Below are 24,956 nucleotides of genomic sequence, written 5' to 3'. Positions count from 1 at the left end.
GTCCCTTGGGAGAATGGAATGGGCCGTCTGGAAGGCAAGATCGCACTGGTTACCGCCGCGGGCCAGGGCATCGGCCGAGCCACCGTCGAGGCGTTCGTTGCCGAAGGCGCACGCGTCATCGCAACCGACGTGCGCGCCGAAGCGCTTGAGGGGCTGGCCGGCGCCGAGACGCGCGTGCTCGACGTTACCGACAAACAGGCTGTCGCCGCCATTGGCGCCGAATTCCCTGAGCTTAACGTCCTCTACAACTGCGCGGGCGTCGTCCATGCCGGCACGATCCTGGATTGCGGGGAGGACGATTGGGACTTTGCCTGTTCGCTTAACGTGACAGCGCAATATCGCATGATCCGGGCGGTCCTGCCCAACATGATCGCCAATGGCGGGGGATCGATCATCAACATGTCGTCCGTCGCCTCCAGCATCAAGGCGGTGCCGAACCGCTTTGCCTATGGCGCGACCAAGGCGGCGGTCATCGGCCTCACCAAATCGGTCGCCGTCGATTATGTGACGCAGGGCATCCGCTGCAACGCGATCTGCCCCGGGACGGTGGAAACGCCCTCGCTGCTTCAACGACTGCACGACACCGGCGATTTCGACAAAGCCTATGCCGAGTTCACCGCGCGCCAGGCGATGGGCCGGTTCGGACGGCCCAGCGAACTTGCGGCGCTTGCCGTCTATCTGGCGAGCGACGAGAGCGCATTCACGACCGGCACGATCAACGTGATCGACGGCGGCTGGGTGAATTAAGACCCCGTCCCGCTGGACCCCGGCCTTGTGCCGGGGTCCAGCGGGACGCGGGCGAGGACGATGATGGCCGGGCGCAGCGCGCGCGGCATAGTGGACCCGGCTTCAGGCCGGGATGACGGTTTGGAGAGGTTCCCGATGATCGCACGCACCTTGGTTATTGCAGCAGCCATGCTCTGCGCTTCGACCGCGATGGCTCAGGTCACTGTCCATGTCTCGCCCGCCGGCGACGATCGCAACGCGGGTACGCAGGGCAAGCCTGTGCGCAGCCTGGAGCGCGCGCAGGCGCTGGTCCGCACGAAGAACGCCCGGCAGGACGTCACGGTCGTCCTTGCCGACGGCACCTACAAGCTGACCGCCCCACTTCTCTTCCGCCGCGCCGATGGTGGACAGAATGGCAAGCGGGTCGAATGGCGCGCTGCGCCCGGTGCCCGGCCGATCATCTCGTCCGGCATCGCGGTCACCGGCTTTACCTCCTATGACGAAGAACGCCGCATCTATGTCGCGAACACGCCCAAGGGGCTGGATACGCGCCAGATCTGGGTCAACGGCACGGTCGCGGAACGCCCGTGGATCGAACTCAAGTCATCGGACGTGAAATTCGGCCCGACCGGGTTCGAGATCACCAATCCCAAGTTCGACTATGTCGCCAAGCTCGCTCGTCCCGACCGGCTCGAGCTTGAGGCCACCGGCTTCTTCACCGACCGCTACTCGCCCGTGAAGTCCATCGACGGCAACCGCATCACGATGCAGCAGCCGGCGTGGGACAACAACACCTGGGGCTATGATACGATCAGCAAGCCGATCTTCCCGGACGATTCGCGCCTGTTCCTGGTCAACGCGCTCGAATTCATCGGCAAGACCAACGACTGGCACGCGCGCTATCACCAGTGGGTGATCGACCCGCAGGCGGGCAAGCTGTACCTGCGCACCGGGATCGACGAGGCGATCACCGATCTGAAGGTCGTCGTCCCCACGCTGGAAACGCTCGTCTCGATCGCCGGCACCCCCGGCGCGCCAGTCGAACGCCTCACCTTTCGCGGGCTGACCTTCGCGCACAGCAGCTGGATGGGGCCGAGCAAGCCGACCGGCTATGCCAATCAGCAGAGCGGCTCGTACCTCAGCGACACCTCCCCCATCCGGCCCAAGGACGCGTGGGAAAAGTGCGGCTGGGGCTGTGTCGAGTTCGAATCGATGCGCCTCAAATGGCACCAGATGCCCGCCGCCATCCAGGTCGCTGCCGCGCGCGACGTGACGTTCGAAGGCAACAGCTTCACTCAGCTGGGCCAGATTGCGCTTGGCATCGGCAACGAACCGACCGCCAACCTTTCCGGCGTCGGTCTTGCCACCAGCGGCATTCGCGTCGTGCGCAACCGCTTCGACACGCTCGCGGGCGGCGCGATCATGGCAGGCGGCGTGCGCACCGACGCGCACCATCCGTCCGACCCCAACCTCGTCAACCGCGACCTCGAAATCGCAGACAACACGATCGTCACCGTCAGCCAGGACTATAAGGACAATGCCGCGATCCTGACGACCTATATCGACGGCGCGAAGATCCTGCACAACGACATCAGCGACGCCCCGTACGATGCGATCGCGGTCGGCTGGGGCTGGGGCTATAACGATGCCGGCGGCAATCCGAACTACGAGGAAAACGCCAAGGGTTATGTCCACAACCCCAAGTTCACGACGCCGACCACGCTGCGCAACACGCTGGTCGAGGGCAATCGCATTCATGGCGTGAAGCTGTGGTACGAGGATGGCGGCGCGATCTACAACCTGTCGGCCAACCCCAATTCGGTGATCCGCAACAACCACATCTTCGACATCTCGAACCGCATCGCCATCTATCTGGACGAAGGGAGCAAGCACTTCACCGTCACCGGCAACGTCGTCGAGACGGGCGGCAAGTGGCTGAACATCAACACCGCCGGCAAGATGTACGCGCGCCGCATTTCGACCGACAATCGCGCAGTGGGCAACTGGCACAACTCGATGTCGACCGGGGGGCGCTGGCTGCCCGAAATCGGCAATGACGCACGCGGCAACTTCCTCGTGCCCGACCGAAACTGGCCGGCCGAAGCGCGCAAGGTGATCGAGGCGGCCGGGCCAAGACCGCAACGCTGATCCAGGTCAAGAGGCGGAACCATCGCCCCTATTCCCCGGTTTCCCCGGGTGAATAGGAGATTACAACGATGGCAACCCGGTTCATTGGCGGCGAACAGACCGCCGGATCGCAGTTCCTTACGCAGAGTTTTCAGCGCGGTCTGTCGCACTGGAATCACGAACGGCTTTCCCCGGGTTTCCCGGAAGACGACTGGCAGCGCACGCTAGAGCGCGACACGCGGATGCAGCGGCTGGAAGGCGCGTTCCTTGAGGAACTACGCGCTGAGGTGATCGACGAGGCCGCCGCTGCGCCCACTGACCCCGACGGCTTCATGGCGTGGTTCGAGGGGCTGATGGACACTGGTCCCGGCCAGGGGGATCCGCTGTTCCCGTGGCTTCGCGACGAGGCCGATATTGACCAGTTCCGTTGGTTCTTCGAGCAGGAGGCGGCGGGCGAAGCAGGGTTCGACGATCTGGTCGCGATGACTCAGGTCAAGCTGCCGACCCGACCGAAGCTGGAGCTCGCCCGCAACTACTGGGACGAGATGGGCCATGGCACCGAAATCGGCATGCACGGCCCGATGTTGGACGCTTTGGTCGAAACGCTGAAGGTCGATCCGTCGATCGAGCGCACCGTCTGGGAAAGCCTCTGCCTCGCCAACGCGATGACCGCGATGGCGTCGACGCGCCGTTATGCCTGGCACTCAGTCGGCGCGCTCGGCGTGATCGAGCTGACCGCGCCCGGCCGCTCCGCGATGGTCGCTGACGGCCTCAAACGCCTCGGCTTTTCGGGCAAGGAGCGACGATATTTCTCGGTCCACGCCGTGCTCGACGTCAAGCATAGCGCGGCCTGGAACAAGGAGGCGATCCGCCCGGCGGTGGAGGAAGACCCACGCCGCGCCACCGCGATCGCCGAAGGCGCGCTGATCCGGCTGAACTGCGGCAAGCGGTGCTTCGACGCCTATCGCGCCGCGCTGTGGGGATGAACCGGCGCTAGCGCGTCAGCGTCTGGATCGACCCGACGGCCACGTTGCGGCAATCGGGACCGGTCCGCACCGCGGCAGCGCGCGGCTTGGCCGTCGCCAGTCGATCGATCACAGCGCCCTGCACATTCTCCAGCGCAATCGTCGGGCGCGCATCGGGGGCTGCGGTGTCGAAGCCGCAATCGGTCACGGCTAGATTACGGACATGCCGCGCGTACAGGCCGTGCGCGAGCAGGATGCCCATGAAGCTCGGCTCCAGGCTCGACGTGCGCCGCTCCGGCACGTCGCGCGCAGCGTCCGCAGCGGAGCCGCCGCCTGCCGCACGGACGTGCACGCCGCGAAAGCTCACATCCTCGATGATCCCGTCCGGAATGCCAACGACGCCGCACGGATATTCCATGCGCGCGCCCGACACCTGGATGTCGGTGAAGCGCACGCGCCGCACCTTGGCCACCCCTGCGCCCTTCGGCGCTCGGTTGCGGGCCGACAAGCGCAGGAAGATCGGATGATTGACTGGGTTGATGAGGTTGATGTCGCGGAACGTCACGTCCTCCAGCACCCCGCCATCGATCGCGCCCAGTTGCAGCCCGCGTGTATTTTCGCAGATGCAGTCGGCAATCAGCACGTTGCGGAACCCCGCCACGCTGTCGGTGCCGAGCTTGATCCGCCCCAGCACGCCGACCTTGTCGGTCGAGAGATAGGGCGAGGGGCGGTAGGTGCCGTCCAGCAACGAGCCGAGCAGATAGCCGCTGGTCTTGCAGCCGATGACCTGCACGTCCTCGCACATCCGCGCCTCGGTCAGGCCAAAGCTGCTCTTCAGCACGATTGCATCGTCCTTGGGCGCGTTGACCGTGCAGTTGACCACGCGCACGTCGCGGCACCCGTCGATGTCGATCCCATCGCGGTCGGTGTCGACGGTCAGCCCCTCGACCCGCACATTGGTGCTGCGGATGACATAGCAGGCGAAATGCCCGCCCTGCAGGATCGAGAAGTCCTTGAGCAGCACGTTGCGGCAATTCGTCAGCCCGATCGCCTTGTTGCCGCGGCCTTCGTATTTCATTTCCTCGGCATTGGCGCGGCGCGCCTGCTCGGGCGTAAGGCCGCGTTCGCTGGGCGACTTCCAGCCAGCGATGCCGTGCCAGCCCTGCGGCGGCCCTTCGCGGTCGAGACCCAGGCCGTGGATCAAGCCATGGCCGACGATCGCCACGTCGCTGATGCCGTCGCCATAGATCAGGCTGTTGTGGAAATGCGCCAGGCCATAGTCGACAAACTGTTCTTCATACGCGTTTTCGGGCAGGTCGTACTGGCCCTTGTGCCGATCCGGGCTAGCGGCCTCGATCACCGATCCGGGCATCAGTACCAGCGTGATGTGGCTCTTCAGCCGGATCGAAAAGCAGAGATATCGGCCTGGTGGCACCACGATGGTCCCGCCGCCCTTGCGGTTCGCTGCCTCGATCGCGCGGTTGAACGCGGGCGAATCGATCGTGCGCCCATCACCCTTCGCGCCATAGTCGCGGACATTGTGGAAGCCACTGAGCGAGCCCGCGGCTCGGACCGGCGAAGCGCTCGCCGCCATCGCTGCACCCAGCCCCGCGATCGCCGCCCGGCGGCTGAATTCGGCCCGATCCAGCATCCCGTCTTCTCCCATTCTGACAATCATATGATGAATTACGGCAGAGCAGGACGCAACCTGTAAGTCAGGTTTTCAGACGATCCGATCCCGCGGTTCGCACCCGGCAAAGAAGGCATCGAGATTGTCCGCCACCTTCATACCCATCGCCTCACGCGTCTCCAGCGTGGCGGAGCCGAGGTGCGGCAGCAGCACCACATTGGGCAAGTCGATCAGCGCAGCGTCGATCGCCGGCTCGTGCTCGTAAACGTCCAGGCCTGCCGCCGCGATCGTGCCGGCCTTCAGCGCCGCCGCTAGTGCCGCTTCATCGATCAACGTGCCCCGACCGGTGTTCACCAACACCGCGTCGCGCTTCATCGTGCGAAGTGCCGCCGCGTCGATCATGTGCCGAGTCGCGGCACCACCGGGGGCGTGCAGCGACACCACGTCGGCGACGCGCAGCAGCGCGGCGAGCGTGGCGTGGTAAGCGGCTTCAGGGACATCGTCCGCGCGGCTGCGGCTGTGTACGACCACCTGCATCCCGAACGCACGCGCACGCTCCGCCACCGCGCGCGCGATGCGGCCATAGCCGACCAGGCCCAGCACCTTGCCGCGCAGCGAACGGCCGAGCAGATGCGTCGGGCGCCAGCCGCTCCAGTTTCCCGCGCGCAGCTCGCGTTCCCCTTCACCCGCACGGCGAGTCGCCATCAGGATCAGGGTCAGCGCGATGTCAGCGGTCGCGTCGGTCAGTACGTCGGGCGTGTTGGTGACGGCAATCCCGCCCTCGCGCGCCGCATCCAGGTCGATATGCTCGAACCCGGCGCCGTAATTGCCGATGATGCGGGCGCGTCGTCCTTCGGTCAGGATCACGTCGCGGCTGATCCTATCGGTCACCGTGGGGCAAAGCGCGTCATGATCGCGCATCGCCTGCGCCAGCGCGGCAGCGTCCATCGGCACGTCGGGGTCGTTGCGCGTCACGTCGTAGCTCGCCGCCAGCCGTGCCTCGACGGCGTCGGGCCAACGACGGGTGAGCAGGATGCGGAGTCTGGTCATGCGTTCGGGCTAGCGGCGGCGAAACACTGGCGGGCGCTTTTCGGCAAAGGCGGCGCGGCCTTCCTTTGCATCCTCGGTTGCAAAGCAGATCGCCTGCAGGTCGCGCTCATATTCGATCGCCTTTTCCCACGGCATGGTGTGCGATGCGCGCAGGTTAAGCTTGGCGGTTTCGGCAGCGATCGGGGCGCGCGATGCGATCGTTGCGGCGATCTCCTGCGCGCGGGTCAGCAGCGCATCGGCCGCGACGACTTCGCTGACCAGCCCCCAGGCGAGCGCCTTGTCGGCATCGATCATGTCGCCGGTCAGCAGCATCATTGCCGCGTTCGACGCGCCCATCGAATAGGTCAGGCCCGCCGCCATGCCGCCGCCGCCGATCCAGCCCAGCTTGATCTCCGGCGCCGCGAAGCGCGCGTTGGTCGATGCGATCCGGATGTCGGCGGCCATCGCCGTCTCGAGCCCGCCGCCCAGTGCATAGCCGTTCACTGCCGCAATCACCGGCTTGCGGCAGGCGCGAAGCGCGTCGCAATAATCGTCGCGGTTCCGGAAATCCCATGGCGTCGCATATTGATCCAGGGTGGTGATGTCCGACCCGGCCGAGAATGCCTTTTCACCTGCGCCGGTAATCACGACGCAGCGCACCGCATCGCTCGTGTTGCACTGGGTCACCGCAGCAATCAGCGCGGCGGCCATGTCGGGCGTCAGCGCATTCAGCTTGGCCGGGCGGTTGAGCGTGATGGTGGCCACATGGTCGGCCACGGTGAACAGCAGATCGTCGGTCATGTCTCGGCTCCGGCCGGGTGATGGGTGCGGTAGAATGTCTCGAGATCGTCCAGCACGGGATCGGCCGCCGCACCGTCCAGCAAGGCGGAACGCAGTCGTGCGGACGCCGCGGTCTGGAACGCGATGGCGCCGTCATGCCGCGGCCGCAGCAGCGCCGCCTCCACGGTGTCCAGCGTATCGGCAAAGAAATTGCCCGTGGCAGCGTTCACCTCGGCGTCCTGCCATGCCGAGCGAAGCGCCGGTTGCCCGTCATGGCGGGGAATGAAACCACGTTGCACGGGTTCGCTCATCAACCAGCGCAAATGGTCGAGCAATGCCGGCGTTACCTCGCAACGCTTGGAAATCCCGATCCCGGTGCCGCCGAGCGTCGATCCGATCCGCCCACCCCGTCCTGCCGGGACGTTGGAAAATCCGACGCCGCGCGTTGCGTAGTTCACATAGCCATAGATCAGCGGGCAGAGGTCGATCCCCTCCTCCCGCTCGATCGCGCCGAGCATGGCGATCGGGTTGAGCGCCTGTGCGCGGACCGTCACCTCGCCGGTCAGCGCGGCCATGATCGCAAAGGCTTCGCGACCGATTGCGCGATCCACAAACGTCCCGCCGGCGCGCGCCGCGCCGAGCGCCCCGCACACCGACTGGAACGAGAGGATCGCATGCGGTCCCGCAAGCGACAGCGCCACCGCATGCTGCGCAGCAAATTGCGGCAACTCGGTCCATGTTGTCGGCGGCACCTCGATCCTGTCCCGACCATACGCCATCACCTGCGTCGCGGCGTCGAGCGGCAATGCCCAATGCTGGCCGGCATAGTGATAGCTCGCCAGTGACGGCCCGGCGACCACCTGCTCCCATGCGGCAATCCCGTCCGCGCCGAACAGCGTTTCGATCGGCACCAGGCAGTCGCCCGCCACCGCCTCGCCGACATGCGGATGATCGAGCACAACCAGGTCGTAGCGCGCGCACAGATCGGCAATGGGATGCGCCTCGAAACCCTCGAGCGAATGCTTGTCCCAGGTCAGCGCCAGCCCTTCCGCCTGCGCCGCCGCAGCCGCCAGCGCATTATAGCCGCGCGGATGGTCCCAGGTCAGGCCACGATAGGTCGGGACGCTCATCCGTGCTGCTTGACCACGCCGGCTTCGATCAGACGATCGATCGCACCTTGGTCCAGCCCCGCTTCGGCCAGCACCTCGCGGCTATGCTCACCGACCAGCGGCGCCCCACGCTCGATCTTCGACGGTGTCTTGGAAAAGCGGATCGGGAAGCCCGGCACCTTCACCCGGCCTTCCGTGCGGTGATCATACTCGACGAAGGTGCCGTTATGCTTGATCTGCGCGTCTTCGACCAGATCGGCATAGCCATAGACCGGCCCCGACCAGATATCGCGCTCGCGCATCGCTTCCAGCCATTCGGCGCTGGTGCGCTTGAGCAGATTCTCGCGGCACCGCGCGAAGATCTCGTCGCGCATCGCCCAGCCGTCGCGCTGATCCTCCAGCCCCTCGAAGAACGGGTCGGCGAACAGTTCCGCCAGCTTGGAATAGTTCGCCATGGCCAGCGTGATATACCCGTCGCTGGTCGCAAACACGCCATAGGGCGAGCGGATATAGCTGTGCGCATGCGGCTCGGCCGAACGCGCCTGCGGCACGCCGCCGACGGTGAATACCGACAGCTCCTGCATCTGGATCGTGGTGATCGCGTCGAGCATGTTGACTTGCACCAGCTGCCCCTCGCCCGTCCGCTCGCGATGGAACAGCGCGGCCAGCGCCCCCTCGAACGCGGAATAGGCAGTGATCGCATCGACCAGATACTGGCCCGCGGCGGACGGCGGCGCATCGGCCGATCCAGCCGACATCATCGCCCCCGACATGCCCTGAAGCAGCAGGTCCTGCCCGGGATGAAAGCGATACGGCCCGTCCTCGCCATAGCCCGACATCGACACATAGATCAGCTTCGGGTTGATCGCCGAGAGCGTCGCATAATCCACGCCCAGACGCTCGGCGACACCGGGACGGTAGTTCTGCAGGAAGACGTCGGCGTCCTTGACCAGTTCGAGCAGCAGCGCCTTGCCCTCCGGCGCCTTCAGGTCGATCGCCAGGCTGCGCTTGTTGCGGTTCAATGAGAGGAACGAGACGCACACCTCGTTGCCGACCGCACCGCCAGCTGGGGCATGCCGCTGCCACTCGCCGGTCACCGGCTCGACCTTCACGACGTCGGCACCCATGTCGCCCATGCGCTGCGCCGCAAAGGGCCCCGCCATCGCGATCGAGCAATCGAGCACACGGATGCCACTCAGGATATTCTGCACTGTCCGTCCTCAGTTCATGGTCCAGCCGCCATTCACGTGCAGCGTTTGACCGGTAACGAAACCGGACTCGTCGCTCGCGAAAAAGGCGATGGTGTTGGCGATGTCTTGCGCGGTGCCGCGGCGCTTGATCGACTGCGCGTCGAGCACCATGCGGTTATAGCCTTCGGGATCGGGATGGATCTTCTCGGCGTCGGTTGGGAAGGCACCCGGCGCGATCGCATTGACCGTCACTCCATAGGGTCCGAACTCGCGCGCCCAGGCCCGCGTCAGGCCGACCAGCGCCATCTTCGACGCCACATAGGGTGACAGGTTTGCCCACCCTCCGGACAGCGTGATGCTCGAGACATTGACGATCCGCCCGAACCCGCGTTCGCGCATCCCCGGCAGCGCGGCCTGCACCGCGACGATGCCCGCGTCGACGTTGACGCGCTGCACCGCCTGATGCTCCTCGATCGTATAGTCCTCGAACGGCTTGGACGGATAGATCGCGGCGTTGTTGATCACGACGTCGAACCCGCCGGTGCGCTCGATCAGATCGTCCAACGTCGCGCGAAATCCGGCAAGGTCGGACAGATCTGCGGTCGAGACGATCAGGTCGCCCTTCCCGGCCGCAGCCTGCTCCAGCGCCGCCACTTTGGTCAGGTCGTTGTCGACCGCCACGACTCGCGCGCCGCGTTCCAGCAGCAGCAGCGTGGTCTCGAGCCCCAGCCCGCCGGCCGCGCCGGTATAAAGGACCGTCCGCCCCTTCACTGGCCACCCCCGATCGGCGGGAAGTTGCCCGACGGCGCGGGATATTCATCCTGCGGCTGTCTCGCGACGCCTTCGATCCGCCGCACCGCGTCGGCACAGGCAGCGGCGTCGGGCAGCACGCGAAAGACGCTGTCATACTGCCGCTCTTCGCCATGCTCGAGCCAGATCAACTCGCCGCGCTCACGTGCGAAATCCTTGCCCATGACATGGTTGGTCGATGGCTCGATCCCCACCGCATAATGGCCGGCGTGCAGGTTCTGCCACTCGTACATGGCCGGGAACTGGTCCTTGCGCGTCTCGACCTCGAACCCGAAGCCCAGCGCCTCGTTCACCAGCGCCACATTGACCTTGCCTGCCGGGTCGGCCGCCATGTCGTGCTGCCACACCTGCTCGTGGAAGTTGACGATCGGCGCGGGCATAGTGCGATATCCGACGCCCTGTTCGCGATACTGGTCCGCATGCGCTGCCCAGATCACATCGCGGATCGGCGCGACATAGCGCGTGCCCTCAGCCACCACCGGATGGCTGACGTTGATGTGGTAGCAGTACATGTGCGGCGTGCGGTAGAAACCGTGATTGACCACGCGGTCGATCAGCCGGATCTCGTTCCCCCCGACATCGGCCTCAATCCGGCGGATGAGGTGCAGGTCCTCGCCGAACACGGTCGATTGCTGGACGACCCCTTCGGCCCACAACACGCACTCATCGCCATTCCAGCTTTCGCCATAGCCGGTCAGCCTCGCCGGGATCGTGCCGATCCGGCCGTGCAGCGACGACGATACCGTTTCGCGCGGGCCATAGTGATAGTGACCGGCCGGATCGTCATGCATGAACAGCACGTGGTCGAGGCCACAGGTGATCAGCAGCCCGGACATCGAACGGAACCAGCCAAGCCCGCCTTCGCCCTCATAATCATGCAGCGCGGGGTTGCGGAACCCGCTGGGCGAATGCCAGCCGACCGCTCGCCCATTATGCTCGCATTCGGCAATGTCCATCGCCCGATCGACCAGCACGGTGAAGCGCAGCCCGCTGCCCGTTCGGAACTCGAGGCTGCGCACACCGCGCTCGACCCCGTCGCCCAGCGTGGACAACCGCACTCCGGCAAATTGCGACAGCGACCCCGACCGCGCGGCCAGTTCACGTCGGGCGATCCGTTCGCCATACAGCTCAGGCACCCATCCGCTCCATCTTCATGTTGTAAGACATATTATGTTTAGGGCAGGATAGCGGTTCGCGTCAATCGGCGCATCGGGAGAATCTGTCATGCCGCTCATCCGCCGCTGCTTCGCTGTGGACCTGCACGACGATCCCGAACGGATCGCCGCCTATCGCAAATGGCACGCTCCGGGCGGACCACCTGCCGCGGTCAATGCGGCGATCCGCGCGGACGGTGTCGAGTCGCTACAAATATGGTTCGCGGGCGATCGCCTGTTCATGATCATGGAACAGGACAGCGCGCGCATGCCGGACCCTGAAACGAAGCGGGCTCGTGACGCGGGCAACCCCGATGTCGCCGCCTGGGACGCGTTGATGGCGCAGTTTCAAAAGCCGCTGCCGTTCGCGCCAGGGCAGACCTGGGTCGAAATGGAACCGATCTATTCGCTGGCGGATCAGCCGACGTAACGCGCGCCATCACCGTCATCCCGGCGAAAGCCGGGATCTCGGGCGAAAGGGGTGGGACAGGAGCCGCACAAGATCCCGGCTTTCGCCGGGATGACGACTAGGCTCGCGGTCGCGCTCGCCGCTTCGTCCACGAACCCGAAATATGCTCGCGCATCGCGTCTTCCGCCGCATCGGCGTCACCGGCCGCGATCGCTTCATAGACTTTGCGATGCGCATCCTGGGTGGCGCGCACATGCTCGACGGACAGCTTGCCCGAATAGCCATGGGTGCGCAGCGCTTCGGACTGGATACCGTCGATGATCGCCTTGCTCAGCCGATCGCCCGACATACGCATGATGATGTCGTGGAACTTCAGATCCTCGTGCACATAGGCCGACGGCATGGTCACCAGCCGCTCCAGCGTCTCGACCTGCGCCGCAAGCTCGGCGACGAGTTCCGGCGTGGCATTGGCCGCCGCCTTCGCCGCCATGGCCGATTCGAGCAGCGTGCGCACCTCCGACAGATTGTCGAGATAGCGCAGCCCTTCATCGCCCTGAAACAAAGCGGACAGGATCGCCGGGTCCAGCATGTTCCAGCTGCGGCTGTCGCGAACGATCGTGCCCCGCCCCTGTTGCGATACGACCAGCCCCTTTTCGGTCAGCGCGGTCGTCGCCTCGCGCACCACCGTGCGGCTGACATCGTACATGTCGCACAGCATGTTCTCGGGCGGCAATGCGGTGCCCGGCGGGTACGTGCCGGCCACGATCGCGTTGACCAGGTCCTCGACCACCGCGGTGGACAGCCGTGGACGGCGGCGGGTTCGTTGGGGAGCGGCGGCTTCGTCGTTCATGCGTTTCTCGTTCTCGCCAGTTCCATCCATGAATTGAGCGCCAAGCGGACAAGCGTCAAGTCTCGCAACGCTTTAGGGTTGCGTCGAAACAGATATCATACATAATACAACTGGGCAGCGTGATCGTAGGCGCTGACATGGGGATGCAGGATCACGCATGAAGATCACCGGTTACCGCAGCCTTACGACGACGCACGATTGGGGCCGCCCCGTCGGCGACGTCAACGGTGTCATCGCGTCGGGCGTTACCGAGGTGCCGGTCCTGCTGATCGAAACCGACGGCGGGCTGACCGGGATCGGCCTCGGCCAGCATGCCGACATCGCACGCGTATTCCCGGCGGTTGAGGGCAAGGATCCGCGCGGCGTCACTGCATTGTACGATTCGATGCTCGCCCATGTGTTCAAGAGCGGCCATGCTGGCGCGACCTATGGCGCGATCGCCGCCGTCGACATGGCGCTGTGGGATTTGAAGGCCAAGATGGCGGGCGAGCCGTTGTGGCGCACGCTGGGCGCGCTCGATCGCTTCGTGCCGGGCTACGCTTCGGGGCTTTGCTATGGCCTCGACGACGATGCCTTTGTCGATCACTATCGCGGCTGGGCCGGGCGCGGCTTCACCTCGGCCAAGATCAAGGGCGGCAAGGACGTGGCGCGCGACATCGATCGCCTGTTGGCGGCACGCGACGTCCTTTCGGCCAACACCTCACGCCCTGCGATGATGCTCGACGTCAACGAAGCGTGGAACGCCAAGCAGGCGGTGCGTCACCTTGCGCTGATCGAGGAGCGGCTCGACCTTACCTGGATCGAGGAACCGTTGCGCCGCTGGGACGCGGCCGGCCATGCGCGGATTTCGCGCGCGTGCCGCGCGGCCGTGGCGACGGGTGAGAACCTGACCGGCCTCGATCAGTTCGCGCCGCTGTTCGACGCGGGCGCAGTCGATGTGGTGCAGACCGGCAGCGTGTGGGGTATCACTCACTTCATGCGCGTCGCCATGGCGGCGCATTCGCGCGACCTGCCGGTTTCGCCAGTCGCCTATGACTGCAATCCCGTCGCCCATGCTGCGGCCGCAATGCCGAACATGATCGGGATCGAGATTCAGGATACCAACTGGCCGATCGGGCTTCAGGTCGATCAGCAGATCGTCGATGGCGGCATTCGTCTGGGCGATGCGCCCGGGCTTGGCATCACCGTCGATGAAGCGGCCTTGACCGGTGCGGGCGAAGGCTGGAACGCGAAGGGCGGACCGCACAAACGCGCGCGTCAGGCGGGCCTGCGGCTCGTTCCCGACGGGCCGCTCGCCGCCGAATGACCGCCGCATAGAACGACAGAACGATACCGGAGAGAAGAATGGCCTCGGCCGCGCAGCCCGCTCCATCCTATGTGCTCGGCCCGCAGCGCCTGAAGCTGCAGCTGTCGCTGATGGTCAACTTCTTCCTGCTGATGGCGCTTTACAGCGGCGTGCTCGGCGTGCTGCTGCCCAACCAAATCGCCGAGCTGGACGAGGGCAACAAGGCCAACAACCTTGCGCTGATCTTCTTCATCACGTCGATCTTCTCGACCTTGACCACGCCGATCGCCGGCGCACTGTCGGATCGAACGCGCAGCCGCTGGGGCCGTCGCACGCCGTGGATCGCGATCGCCTCGCTCATCGGCTCGCTCGCGCTGTTCGGCGTATCGTGGATGACCAGCTTCTGGTCGCTGATGGTGCTGTGGGTGATGGCGGCCATCGCCTATAATTCGATGCAGCCGGCGATGACCACGCTGATCGCCGACCGCTTCGCGCCGGAGACGCGCGGCGGCGTATCGGGAATCGTCGGCGCGGGCATGACTGCCGGGCTTACCGCCGGGACGGTCGTGGCCGGCTATCTCGCGGGCGAGCGCGTGCTGGCCTATGGCCTGTTCGCAGGCGCTATCGCCGCCTCGTGCCTCGCCTTCGTCGCGATCAACCGCGAACCGCCGAGCGACACCCTTCCCCGGCGCGAGATGCGCTGGGGCGAGTTCCTCAAGGGTTTCTGGATTTCGCCCCGCGAACATCCCGACTTCGCCTGGGCCTTCGCCAGCCGCTTCTTTATCTACATGGGCTATCAGGCGGTCGCCGCCTATCTGCTCTACATCCTGCGCGACTATATTGGCCTCGGTAACGCTGAATCGAACATCGCCATCGCCAACATGGCGATCATCACGCTGGTGTGCCTCGTCGCGTCATCGCTGATTTCCGGCTGGCTTTCCGACCGGTTTCAGGCGCGCAAGCCGTTCGTGGTGCTGGGCAGCCTCATCATGGGCTGCGCCATGGTCGCGCCGCTCGCGCTGCCGACCATGCAGGGCATGTGGGCCTATGCCGCGATCATCGGGGTCGGCTATGGCATGTTCATGTCGATCGACATGGCGCTGATGACTCAGGTGCTGCCGAAAAGCGCGCTGGGTGATGAGGGCAAGGACCTCGGCATCCTGACCACCGCGGTCAACATCCCGCAGATCATCAGCCCCGTCATGGCCGCGGCGCTGCTCGGCGCCTTCGGCAACGACTATCGCACGATCTTCTGGGCGGCGGTCATCTTCGTGTTCGGCTCGGCGTTGTGCGTCTTCCCGATCAAGGGCGTTCGATAACGCCATATAACATCATACGTATGATGTAATTTGACATCGGCGGTGGTCGATGGCATGAGCAACGTTAACAACTTTTCAGGAGGGGGATTCCCATGCGGCAACGTCTCGCATTCCGTCATTCGCTGTTCCTCGCTGCCGCCGGCAGCGCGCTGATCGCCGCACCGGCGCTCGCGCAGGACGCCGCCGAGGCCGCGACCGGCGCCCCGGCCGAGGAAGAAGAAGCGATCGTCGTCACCGGCATCCGCGCCTCGGAGCGCGCCGCGATCGACATCAAGCGCAACTCGGTAGCAGTGGTCGATTCGATCGTCGCCGAGGATCTCGGCAAGCTGCCCGACCAAAACGTCGCGGAATCGCTCCAGCGCGTTCCCGGCGTGACGATCGAGCGCAACCGGGGCGAAGGCCGCTTCGTCACCGTCCGCGGCTTTGGTCCCAAGTTCAACGCGGTCACCGTCAACGGCCGCCTGCTCGCCACCGACAATAACGGCCGCGAATTCTCGTTCGACACGATCCCGTCCGAGGTGATCTCGGGCGCCGACGTGTTCAAGTCGCCGCAGGCGAACCTCAACGGTTCGTCGATCGGTGCGACCATCAACGTCAAGACGCTCCGCCCGCTCGACCAGCGCGAAGGGTTCAAGTTCGCCGGTTCGGCGACGGGCATGTGGTCTGAGATCGCCGACAGCTGGAACCCGGAATTCTCGGGCGTCGCCAGCTGGAAGAACGACGCCGGCACGTTCGGCATCGCGCTGGCCGGCGTGTATTCCGAGCAGGACAACCGCATCGACGAATTCACCATCGGTGCGGGCCATGTGCGACGCTCGGCAGGCGACAGCTATTACAACCTGGCCGGCGTGTCGCGCGGCCGCCTCGGTGCAGGCGTTCAGAACTTCAGCGGCGTGTCGATGCCGTCGAACCTCTCGCCATTCTTCTTCGAGCGCCAGCTCGACCGCTGGGCGGTCAATGGCTCGGTCCAGATGCGTCCGAGCGAGACGCTCACCGTCACGGTCGATACGCTGTATTCAAAGGCGCGCTTCCGCGAACAGCAGACGGGTCTCGCCTATGACTTCGCCGGCGGCATCCTGGCCGAACAGGTCGTGCAGGGCGGCAGCGTCGTCAACGGCGTCCAAACCGGCGGCGAAGCGGTATACCAGCGCTATGTCGGCGGCTTCGTCGACCAGATCATCCAGTATGACGACCGTAACGTCACGACCGATCAGTTCGGCATCAACGTCGACTGGCAGCCCACCGACACGCTGCGCGTCCGGCTCGACGGCTCGGTTTCCGACGCGCGCCGCCGGGGCAAGGAGAACAACCTCTTCACGACCGTTCGTCGCAAGGGCATCGACTTCTTCTTCGACCGCCGCAGCGGCAGCCCGATCTACGATTACGGGCTGAGCAGCCCGAACTATGCCAACGCGGCCACCAATCCCAACGGCCTGACCGCGCATTACTATATCTGGGGCGGTGGTTCGGATATCGACGACGAGATCGAAGAATATAAGGCGGACGTGGAGTGGAAGCCCGCGACCGGCCTGACGATCTATGCCGGCGCGCAAGCGCAGAGCCGCATCAAGACGATCAATGCCGCCGAGACGCCGTTTGGCGAGCAGTGCACCTATTGCGACTCGAACCGCGCCTTGCCGGCCTCACTGTTCACGCCGACCAACCGCAACTTCTTCTCCGGCGGCGGCGGTAACATCGCCCGCGATTGGCTGTACTACAGCCCGCAGGAAATGATCCGGACGATCGACCAGTTCGCCGCGCAGGATAACAAAGCGTTCAACCCGGGCGTGTTCTCGCCTTCCGCCTCTTCGGTGGTGAACGAGAAGGTCTATTCGGCCTATGCGATGGCAGCGTGGGAGACGCAGGTCGGCGGCATGGACCTCGCCGTCAATGTCGGCATCCGCTACGAGGATACCGATTACACCTCGTCGGGCGCATCGCGGCAGGTGCTGAGCGCCGTGCCGAACGGCGCGGGACAGAACATCATCACCGTCTCGCCGGTTCAACCGATCAGCTTCCGCGGGAAGTATCGCGACTGGCTGCCCTCGGTGAACGTGCGCCTCGGCGTGACCGACAACTTCATCGTCCGCGCCGCGGCCTCCGAAGTGCTCACCCGACCGACGCTGTCCGACCTGTCGCCGCGTCAGACGATCCAGACCAATCCGGGTAACGAGACGATCCGCCGCGGCAATCCGGATCTGCAACCGTTCCGCGCCAAGCAGGCGGAGATCGGCGCCGAATGGTATTTCGCGCCGGGTTCGCTGATCAACGTCGCTGGCTTCTACAAGGATATCCAGTCCTTTGTGACGCTAGTCACCACGCCGCAGCTGGTCGATCAGGTCCAGTTCCAGGTTACCGTGCCGGGCAATGGCAAGGGTGCGACGGTCAAGGGCTTCGAAGTCGGCTATCGCCAGTCGTTCGACACCTGGCTGCCCGGCGTGCTGAGCGGGTTCGGTATCCAGGCGAGCTACAACTATACCGACTCGAACGCGCTCTATACCAACGCGGTGGCGAACGTGTCGTTCGGGCTCGAAGGTCTGTCGAAGAATTCATACAGCCTGGTCGGCTTCTATGAAAAGTACGGCATCACCGCGCGCGCCGCATATACCTATCGCGACAACTTCTTGGCGGTCGCATCGGGTCGCAACGGTGAGCCGGAATATTTCGATGCCTATGGGCAGCTGGACGTCAGCCTTGCCTATGACATCGGCAAAAACTTCACCGTCTTTGCCGACGCGATCAACCTCAACAACGCCAGGGAGTTCATCTACTCGGTGAGCGAGGATCGCACCAAGGAATACCGCAAGACCGGCCGCCGCGTATCGGCAGGCGTCCGCGTCCGCTTCTGAACCCCCTCGCTTCTCCCCGAAGCGACACCTTGCGCCCCGGCACCAAGTGCCGGGGTGTTTTCATGAGTGCAGAATGTGACGCGGAGCGCTGTTCCTCCGCGCACGCAGGAAACAGCAACCGGTTTAATTGATCGCGGCTGATTTCAGCGCGTGAAGCGGTAGGTTCCTGCCCCGACTTCGAACCGCGTGCTCACGTCGTTGCCGATGGCGGGTACGCCCTGCCAGCCCGAGCCGGGCAGTTCGACCTCGGCAATCGCGTTTGCCGGAACCGTCAGTTCAAAGGCGGTCAGCCGCTGGTCATCGCCTTCGCTCGCGGTCGCGATCTCACCGACCGGCGAGGCGAACCGCGCCTTGACGCGCCCCACGGCGGGCAACCAAAGCGGCCGCGCTGCGATGCGGCTGAAGCCTGGCGCGGCCGGGGCGATGCCGGCAAGGCGACGCCAGAAGAACCCGACCACTGCGCCGAAAGCGTAGTGGTTGTAGCTGTTCATACTGAGGTCGCCGGTGTCGCCGTTCCAGCGCTCCCACATCGTCGTCGCGCCATTCAGCGGCATATAGCCCCAGCTCGGATACTCGCGCTGGAGCATCAACCCGGCGACTTCCTCGTGCAGCCCGGCATCGGCCAGCACGTCGAGCAGATAGGGTGTGCCAAGGAAGCCGGTGGACAGCTTCATGCCCCGCGCGCGAATGTTCGCGGCCAGCACCGTGGCGGCGGCAGCGCGGCGATCGTCGGGCACAAGCCCGAAAGCAAGCGAGAGCACCTGACTGGTCTGGCTCCCATTGCCGCAAGTCCCGTCTTTGCGCACGAACTCGGCGGCATAGGCCTGACCGATCGAATCGCGCAGACTTTGCCAGGGTGCCGCGTCGCGACCGCTCGCGGCTGCCATCTCGGCCATCAGCTGCGCGCTCCACGCCCAATAGGCGGTGGCGCACAGGATGCGCGGCGTGGTCTCGTCATCGGGCTTGATCGCATCGACCGACAGCCAGTCGCAAAGGTCCAGTCCCCTGCCCTCGCGCCAGACATGGTCCGGATTGTCGCGCGCGACGAACGCCATCCACGCTTCCATCGCGGTCCAGTTCTCGTCGATCACGGCGGTGTCGCCATAGCGCTGCCACAGCTGCCACGGCAGGATGATCCCGGCCTCGCTCCAGCCCGCCGTCACAACGTCGGGAAAGGACAAGGGCTGCGGCACGACGATCGGATAGGCCCCGTCCTCGCGCTGCGCCGCGCGCGCTTCCATCAGGAAGCGGCGGATGAACGGATCGACGTCCATGTTGAATGCTGCGGCATCGAGGAACACCTGAATGTCCCCCATCCAGCCCATGCGCTCGTCGCGCTGCGGACAATCGGTCGGCACCGCGAAGAAGTTGGAGCGCTGCGCCCACATCGCGTTATCGGTGATCTGCTGAAGCAGCGGCGCATCGAGGAAGTGGAGCGATCCGGTATCCACGCAGGCGCTATAGACGACGACGCCTTCGACATCGTCCAACGTGACCGGATGGTCGATCTCGACATAGCGGAAGCCGTGATAGGTGAAGCGCGGTTCGAACCATTCATCCGCGCCGGTGCCGGCCAAGATGAAGGTGTCGGTCGCGCGCGCGAGGCGCAGATTGGCCTGATCCACGGTGCCGTCGGCGTTCAGCAGTTCGGCAAAGCGCAGGCGGATCGTGGTGCCCGCCGCGCCGCGCGCGCGCAGACGCACCCAGCCCGAGAAGTTCTGGCCGAAATCGAGCACGAAGCGCCCCGGCGCCGGCTCGCCGATCGAACGCGGCTTGAGCGCCGTCATCCGTTCGAGCGCCGGCGAGGTTTGCGCGACCAGCCGCGTGTCGGGTGCGACACCAAGCTTGACCGGCGACCAATGGCGATCATCGAAGCCGGGCAAGTCCCAGCCCGGTTGTGCCAGCCGTGCGTCCAGCGTCTCGCCGTCATAGATCTCGGACTTCAGGATCGGCGACGTTCCGATGCGCCAATCGGGACCGGTCGTAACCCATTGCTGCGTGCCGTCGACATAGTCGATCCGCAGCGAGGCACGGAAACGCCGCGGCGCGGGGCCGAAGCCATAGCGTTCGATGCGCCAGCCGAACGGCGAGGCATACCAGCCGTCCGCCACTGTCGCGCCGAGCGCGTTGGCACCCGCGGCGAGCAGATCGGTGACATCATAGGTCTGATACAGGACATGGCTTTTCGCAACGCTGATCTCGGGTGCCAAGATCGCGCCCGACACGGTGCGGCCGTTGATGCCGGCCTCGTAAGCGCCAAGCGCAGTGGCATAGAGTCGGGCGGCGGCGACAGGCCGGTCGATGGTAAACTCGGTGCGCAGCAGCATCGCCGGCTCGGTGGGGCGCGGATCGCCCTGCGCCCAGCTGGTGCTGGGGACGACGCCCGGCCAGCCCGCAGCATCGAACGCGGCCTGGGTCCAGCCGGCGGGGGGATCAGGCAGGACGCGAAAGGCGCTGCCGACAATGCGGTCGATTTGGCCATCGGTGCGATGCAGTCGGATCAGCGCCGCGAAGGCGCCGCCATCGACGGGAAAAAAGCCGGTCGTATCCGCCTCGACCAGCGCGCAGACGCTGTTGTGACCGGGCTTTACCTCGCCCTCGTAAGCAGCGAGCGTGCCCCAGAACGGCAGATAGGTGTCCCAGTCGAAATGCCAGTCCAGTGGCGACTTGACGCCGTTGATCCACACGCCGCGCAGATGATCCTTGCCTGCGATCAGAACCTCCGCCCGGACCAGATCGGCCGGCGCGTTGAAATCGATGCGGAAGGCATGGGGCCGCGCGTCGAGCGAGGTTTCACCCCACACCCAGCTCACCCCCGCGGCGCGGTCGGCGGCGGCAAGTTCGTCCTCCGCCTCGATCCACTCGCCGCGCCAATCGTCCGGGACAAGCAAGCCAGCTTCGAACCAGGCCGGCGCGGAGGTGGCCGTTGCACCGTCAGCGCCGACTTCGACGCACCACCACACGCGCTGCATGCTGGCGAGCGCGGGCCCGCCATAGGCGATGTCGAATGTCGCATCGCTCGTGACCGTGCCGCTGTCCCACAGCAGATCGCCGGACGCCAGGGCCGCCTCGCTGGCCGCGGCGCGGATGCGGTAGCTGTGCTGGCGAGCGGCGCCTTCCAATCGCCAGGAAAGACGCGGATGACGTACCTCCGTACCGAGCAGGTTCGTCGTATACTCGGCACGCAGATCGACAATGTTCATCAGTTCAACACCGCAAAGTGGCTCGCCCTCACCCTTTTCGCTGGCAGCGTAAGGGCGATGCAGCGTTCCGTTTGATCAAAGGTCCAGCCCGAGCCGGTAGATACGGTTGGCGTTGCCGCCAAACATCGCCGCGCGCTCGTCCGCCAAAAAGGTTGCGGTGATCGCATCATAGGCGTCGAAATGCTGGTCGAAGCTGCCGAACAGTTTGTCGGTGGGGAAGTTGCTGGCGAACATCGCGCGGTCGGTGCCGAACAGATCGATCGTCTCGAGCACATGAGGCCGCGCCAAATCGGCACTCCATGGCCGCCAGGTGAACCCCATGCCCGAAATCTTGACCGCTACGTTGGGCAGCGCCGCGAACGCCGCCATGCCTCGCCGCCACGTCTCCCATCCGTCGGGATCGCCGGGGATCGCCATACCGGTATGATTGAGGATCACCTGCGTATCGGGATGTTTGGCGATCAACGCGGCCAGATGCGCGAACTGCCCCGGATAGGCTTGTAGGTCGAAGCTGAGGCCGAACTTCCTGAGCAGGCCAAAGCCGCGCATCCATTCGCTGGTCGTGGTGATATCGGCGAGCGAATAGCTGCGCGCAGGATCGGGATGCCAGTTGATGATATGGCGGATGCCGCGGACATTGGCATGCGCGACATGCGCGGCGAGCAGGGTTTCCACCTGCGGCTCATGCAGCGCGGCGAAGGCAACGATGCCGCTGGGCAGGCCGCGCGTGTCCGCCATGGCCTGAAGCCACTGCGTTTCCTTGAGCGCGTCGGCCGGGTCGGCACCCGCATCGATGTGGACGATCCCGCGCACGTCCCAGGCTTGTGCATCGGCGAGATAGGCGTCGAGCGGATAGTCTACGGCGATCGGCTCAACGCTGCCATTTGGGTTGTCGGTGTCGAATGGCCCGGTCAGCCATGGATAGCGGATATGAGCCAGATCCCAGAGGTGGACGTGCGGATCGACCAACGGCGGGCGCACACTCACTTACCGACCCCGTCGAGCACCAGCACCCAGTCATTGCCCGGCGCGGTGGTGCCCGGCGGATCGAACCGGCGCTCGCCCCGATTGGCGAAGGTGGCGATCGGCGTGAAGCGGCCGTCGCGCGGCGAGTACCAGCTGGCTCTGACCTGTCGCCCGGCAATCGCACCGAGCCGCATCGTGAATGGCGCGCCGGTATAGCTGTAGGCGAAGGCATAGCCGTTCCCCCGGCTGGCGGCGACGCGATCGTAGCGCGCGCCGTTGTTCGCGATCAGCGACTGGTCCGGCACTCGTTCAAGCATAGGGCGGGACTCGATCAGGGTACGCAGGTGCCGCATCTGCGTGGCGCCGGGCGCCTGAAGCGCGGCGCGCCAGTGCTGGTTCGGCTCGAAATTGGCGTCCTTCGATCCGGCGGCGAAGAACTGCATGACGTGGTTCTCGCCATAGGTGTGACCGAACGCGCCGGCCATCACGCTCCACCAACCGTATCGGCGCACATCGGCTGCCTGCCAGCGCGGCTGGTTCTGCTCGTGCAAGCCATGTGGGATATTCTCATAGCTCGGCTCGCCGTCGATCGTCGGCTTGGGCGGGGTGCGGGCGAGATCCTGCGCGACGTAGCGCCAATTGTCCTCGGCAATGGCGTTCGGCCCCTCCTGAGCGTAGCTGCGATGCCCCGACTGGAACATGTTGAAGTCGAGCCAGGGCGCCTCATGCCACTGCCAGGACGAGGTGGTTCGGCCGATCGGGTGGAAGGTCATCAGCTGGCGCGGCGCGATGCGCTTGATCGTCGTGCCAAGCTCGTCCCATACGGCGCTGCGCATCTCGCTACGCGTGTCGCCGCCATTGAGCCAGATGACGTTGCTTGCCCTGCCATAGCGTTCGGCCAGGAAACGGGCGTAGCTGCCGACATTCTTCTCGTTGAGTTGACGCTCCATCGCCAGGTCGCCCCACGCCGGCACCAGCGCGACATAGATGCCGTGCGCAGCAGCCCGCGCGATCACCCAGTCGAGATGATCCCAGAAATCATACTCGCCGGCGTTCGCCGGATCGGCCCCGGGGGTCGTGCGCGGCCGGCCCGGATCACCATCGACGAGCGCCGCCGCTCCGTTGCGGGCCGTCATCTTGTTGGTGTGGAGCACCATTACCTGAATGACGTTGAAGCCCTGTTCCCGGCGTGTCGCCAGATAGGCTTCGGTCTCGTCGCGGTCGAGCCGGCTGAGCAGCAACCAGGCGGTGTCGCCGAGCCAGAAGAACGGCTTGCCACCGGCGAGCAGGTAGCGGTGGTTGGCGGACACGCTGAACGGCGGCGTTTGCGCCTGCACCTGTGCGATCGCGGGCGTCAGTGCCAGCATGGTGCCGCCGAGCAGCGCGGCAATGCGGTTGAACAGCTTCACTTGAGTTCCTCAGCCAGGATGGAGCGGTCGATCATGTCAATGCGGTTGACGCCGGTCAGCGTCATGGCGACGCGCATCTCGCGCGCGATCAGGTCGAGCAGCTTCGTCACCCCCGCCTCCCCCTGCGCCGCAAGGGCATAGAGCCAGGCGCGGCCGAGCAGCACGCCGTCCGCGCCGAGCGCAAGCATGCGCACGACGTCGAGACCGGTGCGAACGCCGCCATCGGCGAGGACGGTCAGCTGGTCGCCCACCGCTTGCGCGATCGGCGGCAAGGCGCGGGCGCTAGACAGCACGCCGTCGAGCTGACGCCCGCCATGATTGGAAACGACGATGCCGTTCGCGCCGATCGCGGCGGCCTCCCGCGCGTCTTCGGGATCGAGGATCCCCTTGATGATTAGCGGACGATCCCATTCGGACCGGATCCAGTCGAGGTCCTTCCAGACGATCGACGGATCGAAATTCTTGCCCAGCCAGCCCATATAGTCGTTGAGGCCGCTGTCCTTTCCCAGCACCGGCAGCAGATTGCCCAGCGTATGCGGCCGACCGCGCACACCCACGTCCCACGCCCAGCCCGGCTTGCCCATCGCCTGGAGCACCCGGCGTACCGGACCACTGCGCCCCGACATGCCCGAATGCGCGTCGCGATAGCGTGCGCCGGGGATCGGCATGTCGACGGTGAACACCATCGCCTCCGCCCCGCATGCCTTGGCCCGCGCGATCAGTTCGCGCATGAAACCCCGGTCGCGAATGACATAGAGCTGGAACCAGAACGGATCGGCCGCCTGCGCGACATCTTCGAGCGTGCAGATCGACACGGTGGAGAGGCAGGCGGGAATGCCCGCGGCCCGGGCTGCGCGCGCCGCCTGAACCTCGCCGCGCCGGGCATACATGCCGCTGATCCCGACCGGGCCGAGCGCGACCGGCAGCTTGAACTCGCGGCCGAACAGCGTGGTCGACAGATCGACGTTCGCGACGTCCTTCAGCACCCGCTGGCGCAACGCAACCGATTGGAGATCGGCAACGTTGCGCGCCAGCGTCACCTCGTCATACGCCCCGCCCTCGGCATAATCGAACAGGAAGCGCGGCACGCGGCGCCGCGCGGCCTTCCGGAAATCGTGAGACGAGGCGATGACGGGCATGAGGCGA

General features: G+C 65.5%; 19 protein-coding genes. 7 read left to right on the top strand and 12 right to left on the bottom strand.

From position 1 onward, the window contains the following. Positions 1-18 precede the first annotated feature (18 nt). From BFL28_RS01145 to BFL28_RS01135, 3 genes are all read left to right on the top strand, one after another. Positions 19-747, top strand: a complete 729-nt coding sequence (locus tag BFL28_RS01145; RefSeq protein ID WP_069318806.1) for an SDR family oxidoreductase — start codon at positions 19-21, stop codon at positions 745-747. Positions 748-936: 189 nt separating this feature from the next. After that, a complete protein-coding gene (locus BFL28_RS01140; RefSeq protein WP_241527171.1) occupies positions 937-2,874 on the top strand; it encodes a right-handed parallel beta-helix repeat-containing protein in 1,938 nt (645 codons plus the stop codon). A gap of 68 nt (positions 2,875-2,942) precedes the next feature. After that, the gene (locus tag BFL28_RS01135) at positions 2,943-3,839 is read left to right on the top strand and encodes an iron-containing redox enzyme family protein (protein ID WP_069318804.1); all 897 of its coding nucleotides are present in this window, start codon (positions 2,943-2,945) and stop codon (positions 3,837-3,839) included. A 7-nt stretch (positions 3,840-3,846) separates the two neighbouring features. Here the strand turns inward: BFL28_RS01135 and BFL28_RS01130 are convergent, their stop codons facing one another. The 7 genes from BFL28_RS01130 to BFL28_RS01100 form a co-directional block, all read right to left on the bottom strand. Further along, positions 3,847-5,469 (bottom strand): rhamnogalacturonidase, encoded by a 1,623-nt coding sequence (locus tag BFL28_RS01130; RefSeq protein WP_069318803.1) that lies wholly within the window; start codon positions 5,467-5,469, stop codon positions 3,847-3,849. Between the two features lie 72 nt (positions 5,470-5,541). After that, a complete protein-coding gene (locus tag BFL28_RS01125) occupies positions 5,542-6,498 on the bottom strand; it encodes a 2-hydroxyacid dehydrogenase (protein ID WP_069318802.1) in 957 nt (318 codons plus the stop codon). 9 nt (positions 6,499-6,507) lie between these two features. Beyond that, positions 6,508-7,278 carry an enoyl-CoA hydratase/isomerase family protein gene (locus BFL28_RS01120; protein ID WP_069318801.1) on the bottom strand — a complete coding sequence of 257 codons (771 nt, stop codon included), beginning with the start codon at positions 7,276-7,278 and terminating at the stop codon, positions 6,508-6,510. After that, entirely contained in the window at positions 7,275-8,387 is a 1,113-nt protein-coding gene (locus BFL28_RS01115; protein ID WP_069318800.1) for a type 2 periplasmic-binding domain-containing protein, read from the bottom strand. Before BFL28_RS01115 ends, BFL28_RS01120 begins: the two co-directional genes overlap by 4 nt. Then, positions 8,384-9,577, bottom strand: a complete 1,194-nt coding sequence (locus BFL28_RS01110) for a CaiB/BaiF CoA transferase family protein (RefSeq protein WP_241527170.1) — start codon at positions 9,575-9,577, stop codon at positions 8,384-8,386. Before BFL28_RS01110 ends, BFL28_RS01115 begins: the two co-directional genes overlap by 4 nt. A 9-nt stretch (positions 9,578-9,586) precedes the next feature. After that, positions 9,587-10,327, bottom strand: a complete 741-nt coding sequence (locus BFL28_RS01105; protein ID WP_069318799.1) for an SDR family NAD(P)-dependent oxidoreductase — start codon at positions 10,325-10,327, stop codon at positions 9,587-9,589. Continuing rightward, positions 10,324-11,502 (bottom strand): aldose 1-epimerase family protein, encoded by a 1,179-nt coding sequence (locus tag BFL28_RS01100; RefSeq protein ID WP_069318798.1) that lies wholly within the window; start codon positions 11,500-11,502, stop codon positions 10,324-10,326. The genes BFL28_RS01105 and BFL28_RS01100 overlap by 4 nt, the downstream gene beginning before the upstream one ends. 88 nt (positions 11,503-11,590) lie before the next feature. Between BFL28_RS01100 and BFL28_RS01095 the strand changes: the two genes are divergently transcribed. Then, positions 11,591-11,950 (top strand): L-rhamnose mutarotase, encoded by a 360-nt coding sequence (locus BFL28_RS01095; RefSeq protein ID WP_069318797.1) that lies wholly within the window; start codon positions 11,591-11,593, stop codon positions 11,948-11,950. Positions 11,951-12,047: 97 nt separating this feature from the next. Here the strand turns inward: BFL28_RS01095 and BFL28_RS01090 are convergent, their stop codons facing one another. Continuing rightward, positions 12,048-12,779, bottom strand: a complete 732-nt coding sequence (locus BFL28_RS01090) for a FadR/GntR family transcriptional regulator (protein ID WP_069318796.1) — start codon at positions 12,777-12,779, stop codon at positions 12,048-12,050. A gap of 157 nt (positions 12,780-12,936) precedes the next feature. On the opposite strand from BFL28_RS01090, the gene BFL28_RS01085 reads away from it, so the two are divergent. The 3 genes from BFL28_RS01085 (at position 12,937) to BFL28_RS01075 (ending at position 18,232) form a co-directional block, all read left to right on the top strand. Then, positions 12,937-14,085 (top strand): mandelate racemase/muconate lactonizing enzyme family protein, encoded by a 1,149-nt coding sequence (locus tag BFL28_RS01085; protein WP_069318795.1) that lies wholly within the window; start codon positions 12,937-12,939, stop codon positions 14,083-14,085. A gap of 38 nt (positions 14,086-14,123) precedes the next feature. Further along, positions 14,124-15,383 carry an MFS transporter gene (locus BFL28_RS01080; RefSeq protein WP_069318794.1) on the top strand — a complete coding sequence of 420 codons (1,260 nt, stop codon included), beginning with the start codon at positions 14,124-14,126 and terminating at the stop codon, positions 15,381-15,383. A gap of 92 nt (positions 15,384-15,475) precedes the next feature. Beyond that, the gene (locus tag BFL28_RS01075; RefSeq protein ID WP_069318793.1) at positions 15,476-18,232 is read left to right on the top strand and encodes a TonB-dependent receptor; all 2,757 of its coding nucleotides are present in this window, start codon (positions 15,476-15,478) and stop codon (positions 18,230-18,232) included. Between the two features lie 143 nt (positions 18,233-18,375). Here BFL28_RS01075 and BFL28_RS01070 read toward each other — a convergent pair whose 3' ends face one another. From BFL28_RS01070 to lldD, 4 genes are all read right to left on the bottom strand, one after another. Further along, entirely contained in the window at positions 18,376-21,435 is a 3,060-nt protein-coding gene (locus BFL28_RS01070) for an alpha-L-rhamnosidase (protein WP_069318792.1), read from the bottom strand. A 75-nt stretch (positions 21,436-21,510) separates the two neighbouring features. Then, positions 21,511-22,422: an amidohydrolase family protein gene (locus BFL28_RS01065; RefSeq protein WP_079246854.1), complete on the bottom strand. Its 912-nt coding sequence runs from the start codon at positions 22,420-22,422 to the stop codon at positions 21,511-21,513. Continuing rightward, positions 22,419-23,810: a glycoside hydrolase family 140 protein gene (locus tag BFL28_RS01060; RefSeq protein ID WP_241527169.1), complete on the bottom strand. Its 1,392-nt coding sequence runs from the start codon at positions 23,808-23,810 to the stop codon at positions 22,419-22,421. Before BFL28_RS01060 ends, BFL28_RS01065 begins: the two co-directional genes overlap by 4 nt. After that, positions 23,807-24,949, bottom strand: a complete 1,143-nt coding sequence (lldD, locus tag BFL28_RS01055) for an FMN-dependent L-lactate dehydrogenase LldD (RefSeq protein WP_069318790.1) — start codon at positions 24,947-24,949, stop codon at positions 23,807-23,809. Before lldD ends, BFL28_RS01060 begins: the two co-directional genes overlap by 4 nt. Between the last annotated feature and the right edge of the window lie 7 nt (positions 24,950-24,956).

Origin of the sequence: Sphingomonas turrisvirgatae, assembly GCF_001721295.1 — a bacterium.
Taxonomy (GTDB): domain Bacteria; phylum Pseudomonadota; class Alphaproteobacteria; order Sphingomonadales; family Sphingomonadaceae; genus Sphingomonas; species Sphingomonas turrisvirgatae.
The sequence above is the reverse complement of the archived record's forward strand: the minus strand, read 5'-3'. Positions and strand labels throughout refer to the sequence as shown.

Excerpts from the sequence above, each read along its gene's own strand:
- BFL28_RS01070 (WP_069318792.1), bottom strand. The coding sequence starts at position 21,435 with ATGAACATTGTCGATCTGCGTGCCGAGTATACGACGAACCTGCTCGGT.
- BFL28_RS01095 (WP_069318797.1), top strand. The coding sequence starts at position 11,591 with ATGCCGCTCATCCGCCGCTGCTTCGCTGTGGACCTGCACGACGATCCC.
- BFL28_RS01090 (WP_069318796.1), bottom strand. The coding sequence starts at position 12,779 with ATGAACGACGAAGCCGCCGCTCCCCAACGAACCCGCCGCCGTCCACGG.
- BFL28_RS01075 (WP_069318793.1), top strand. The coding sequence starts at position 15,476 with ATGCGGCAACGTCTCGCATTCCGTCATTCGCTGTTCCTCGCTGCCGCC.
- BFL28_RS01120 (WP_069318801.1), bottom strand. The coding sequence starts at position 7,278 with ATGACCGACGATCTGCTGTTCACCGTGGCCGACCATGTGGCCACCATC.
- BFL28_RS01140 (WP_241527171.1), top strand. The coding sequence starts at position 937 with ATGGCTCAGGTCACTGTCCATGTCTCGCCCGCCGGCGACGATCGCAAC.
- BFL28_RS01145 (WP_069318806.1), top strand. The coding sequence starts at position 19 with ATGGGCCGTCTGGAAGGCAAGATCGCACTGGTTACCGCCGCGGGCCAG.
- BFL28_RS01085 (WP_069318795.1), top strand. The coding sequence starts at position 12,937 with ATGAAGATCACCGGTTACCGCAGCCTTACGACGACGCACGATTGGGGC.
- lldD (WP_069318790.1), bottom strand. The coding sequence starts at position 24,949 with ATGCCCGTCATCGCCTCGTCTCACGATTTCCGGAAGGCCGCGCGGCGC.
- BFL28_RS01115 (WP_069318800.1), bottom strand. The coding sequence starts at position 8,387 with ATGAGCGTCCCGACCTATCGTGGCCTGACCTGGGACCATCCGCGCGGC.
- BFL28_RS01135 (WP_069318804.1), top strand. The coding sequence starts at position 2,943 with ATGGCAACCCGGTTCATTGGCGGCGAACAGACCGCCGGATCGCAGTTC.
- BFL28_RS01125 (WP_069318802.1), bottom strand. The coding sequence starts at position 6,498 with ATGACCAGACTCCGCATCCTGCTCACCCGTCGTTGGCCCGACGCCGTC.
- BFL28_RS01130 (WP_069318803.1), bottom strand. The coding sequence starts at position 5,469 with ATGCTGGATCGGGCCGAATTCAGCCGCCGGGCGGCGATCGCGGGGCTG.
- BFL28_RS01080 (WP_069318794.1), top strand. The coding sequence starts at position 14,124 with ATGGCCTCGGCCGCGCAGCCCGCTCCATCCTATGTGCTCGGCCCGCAG.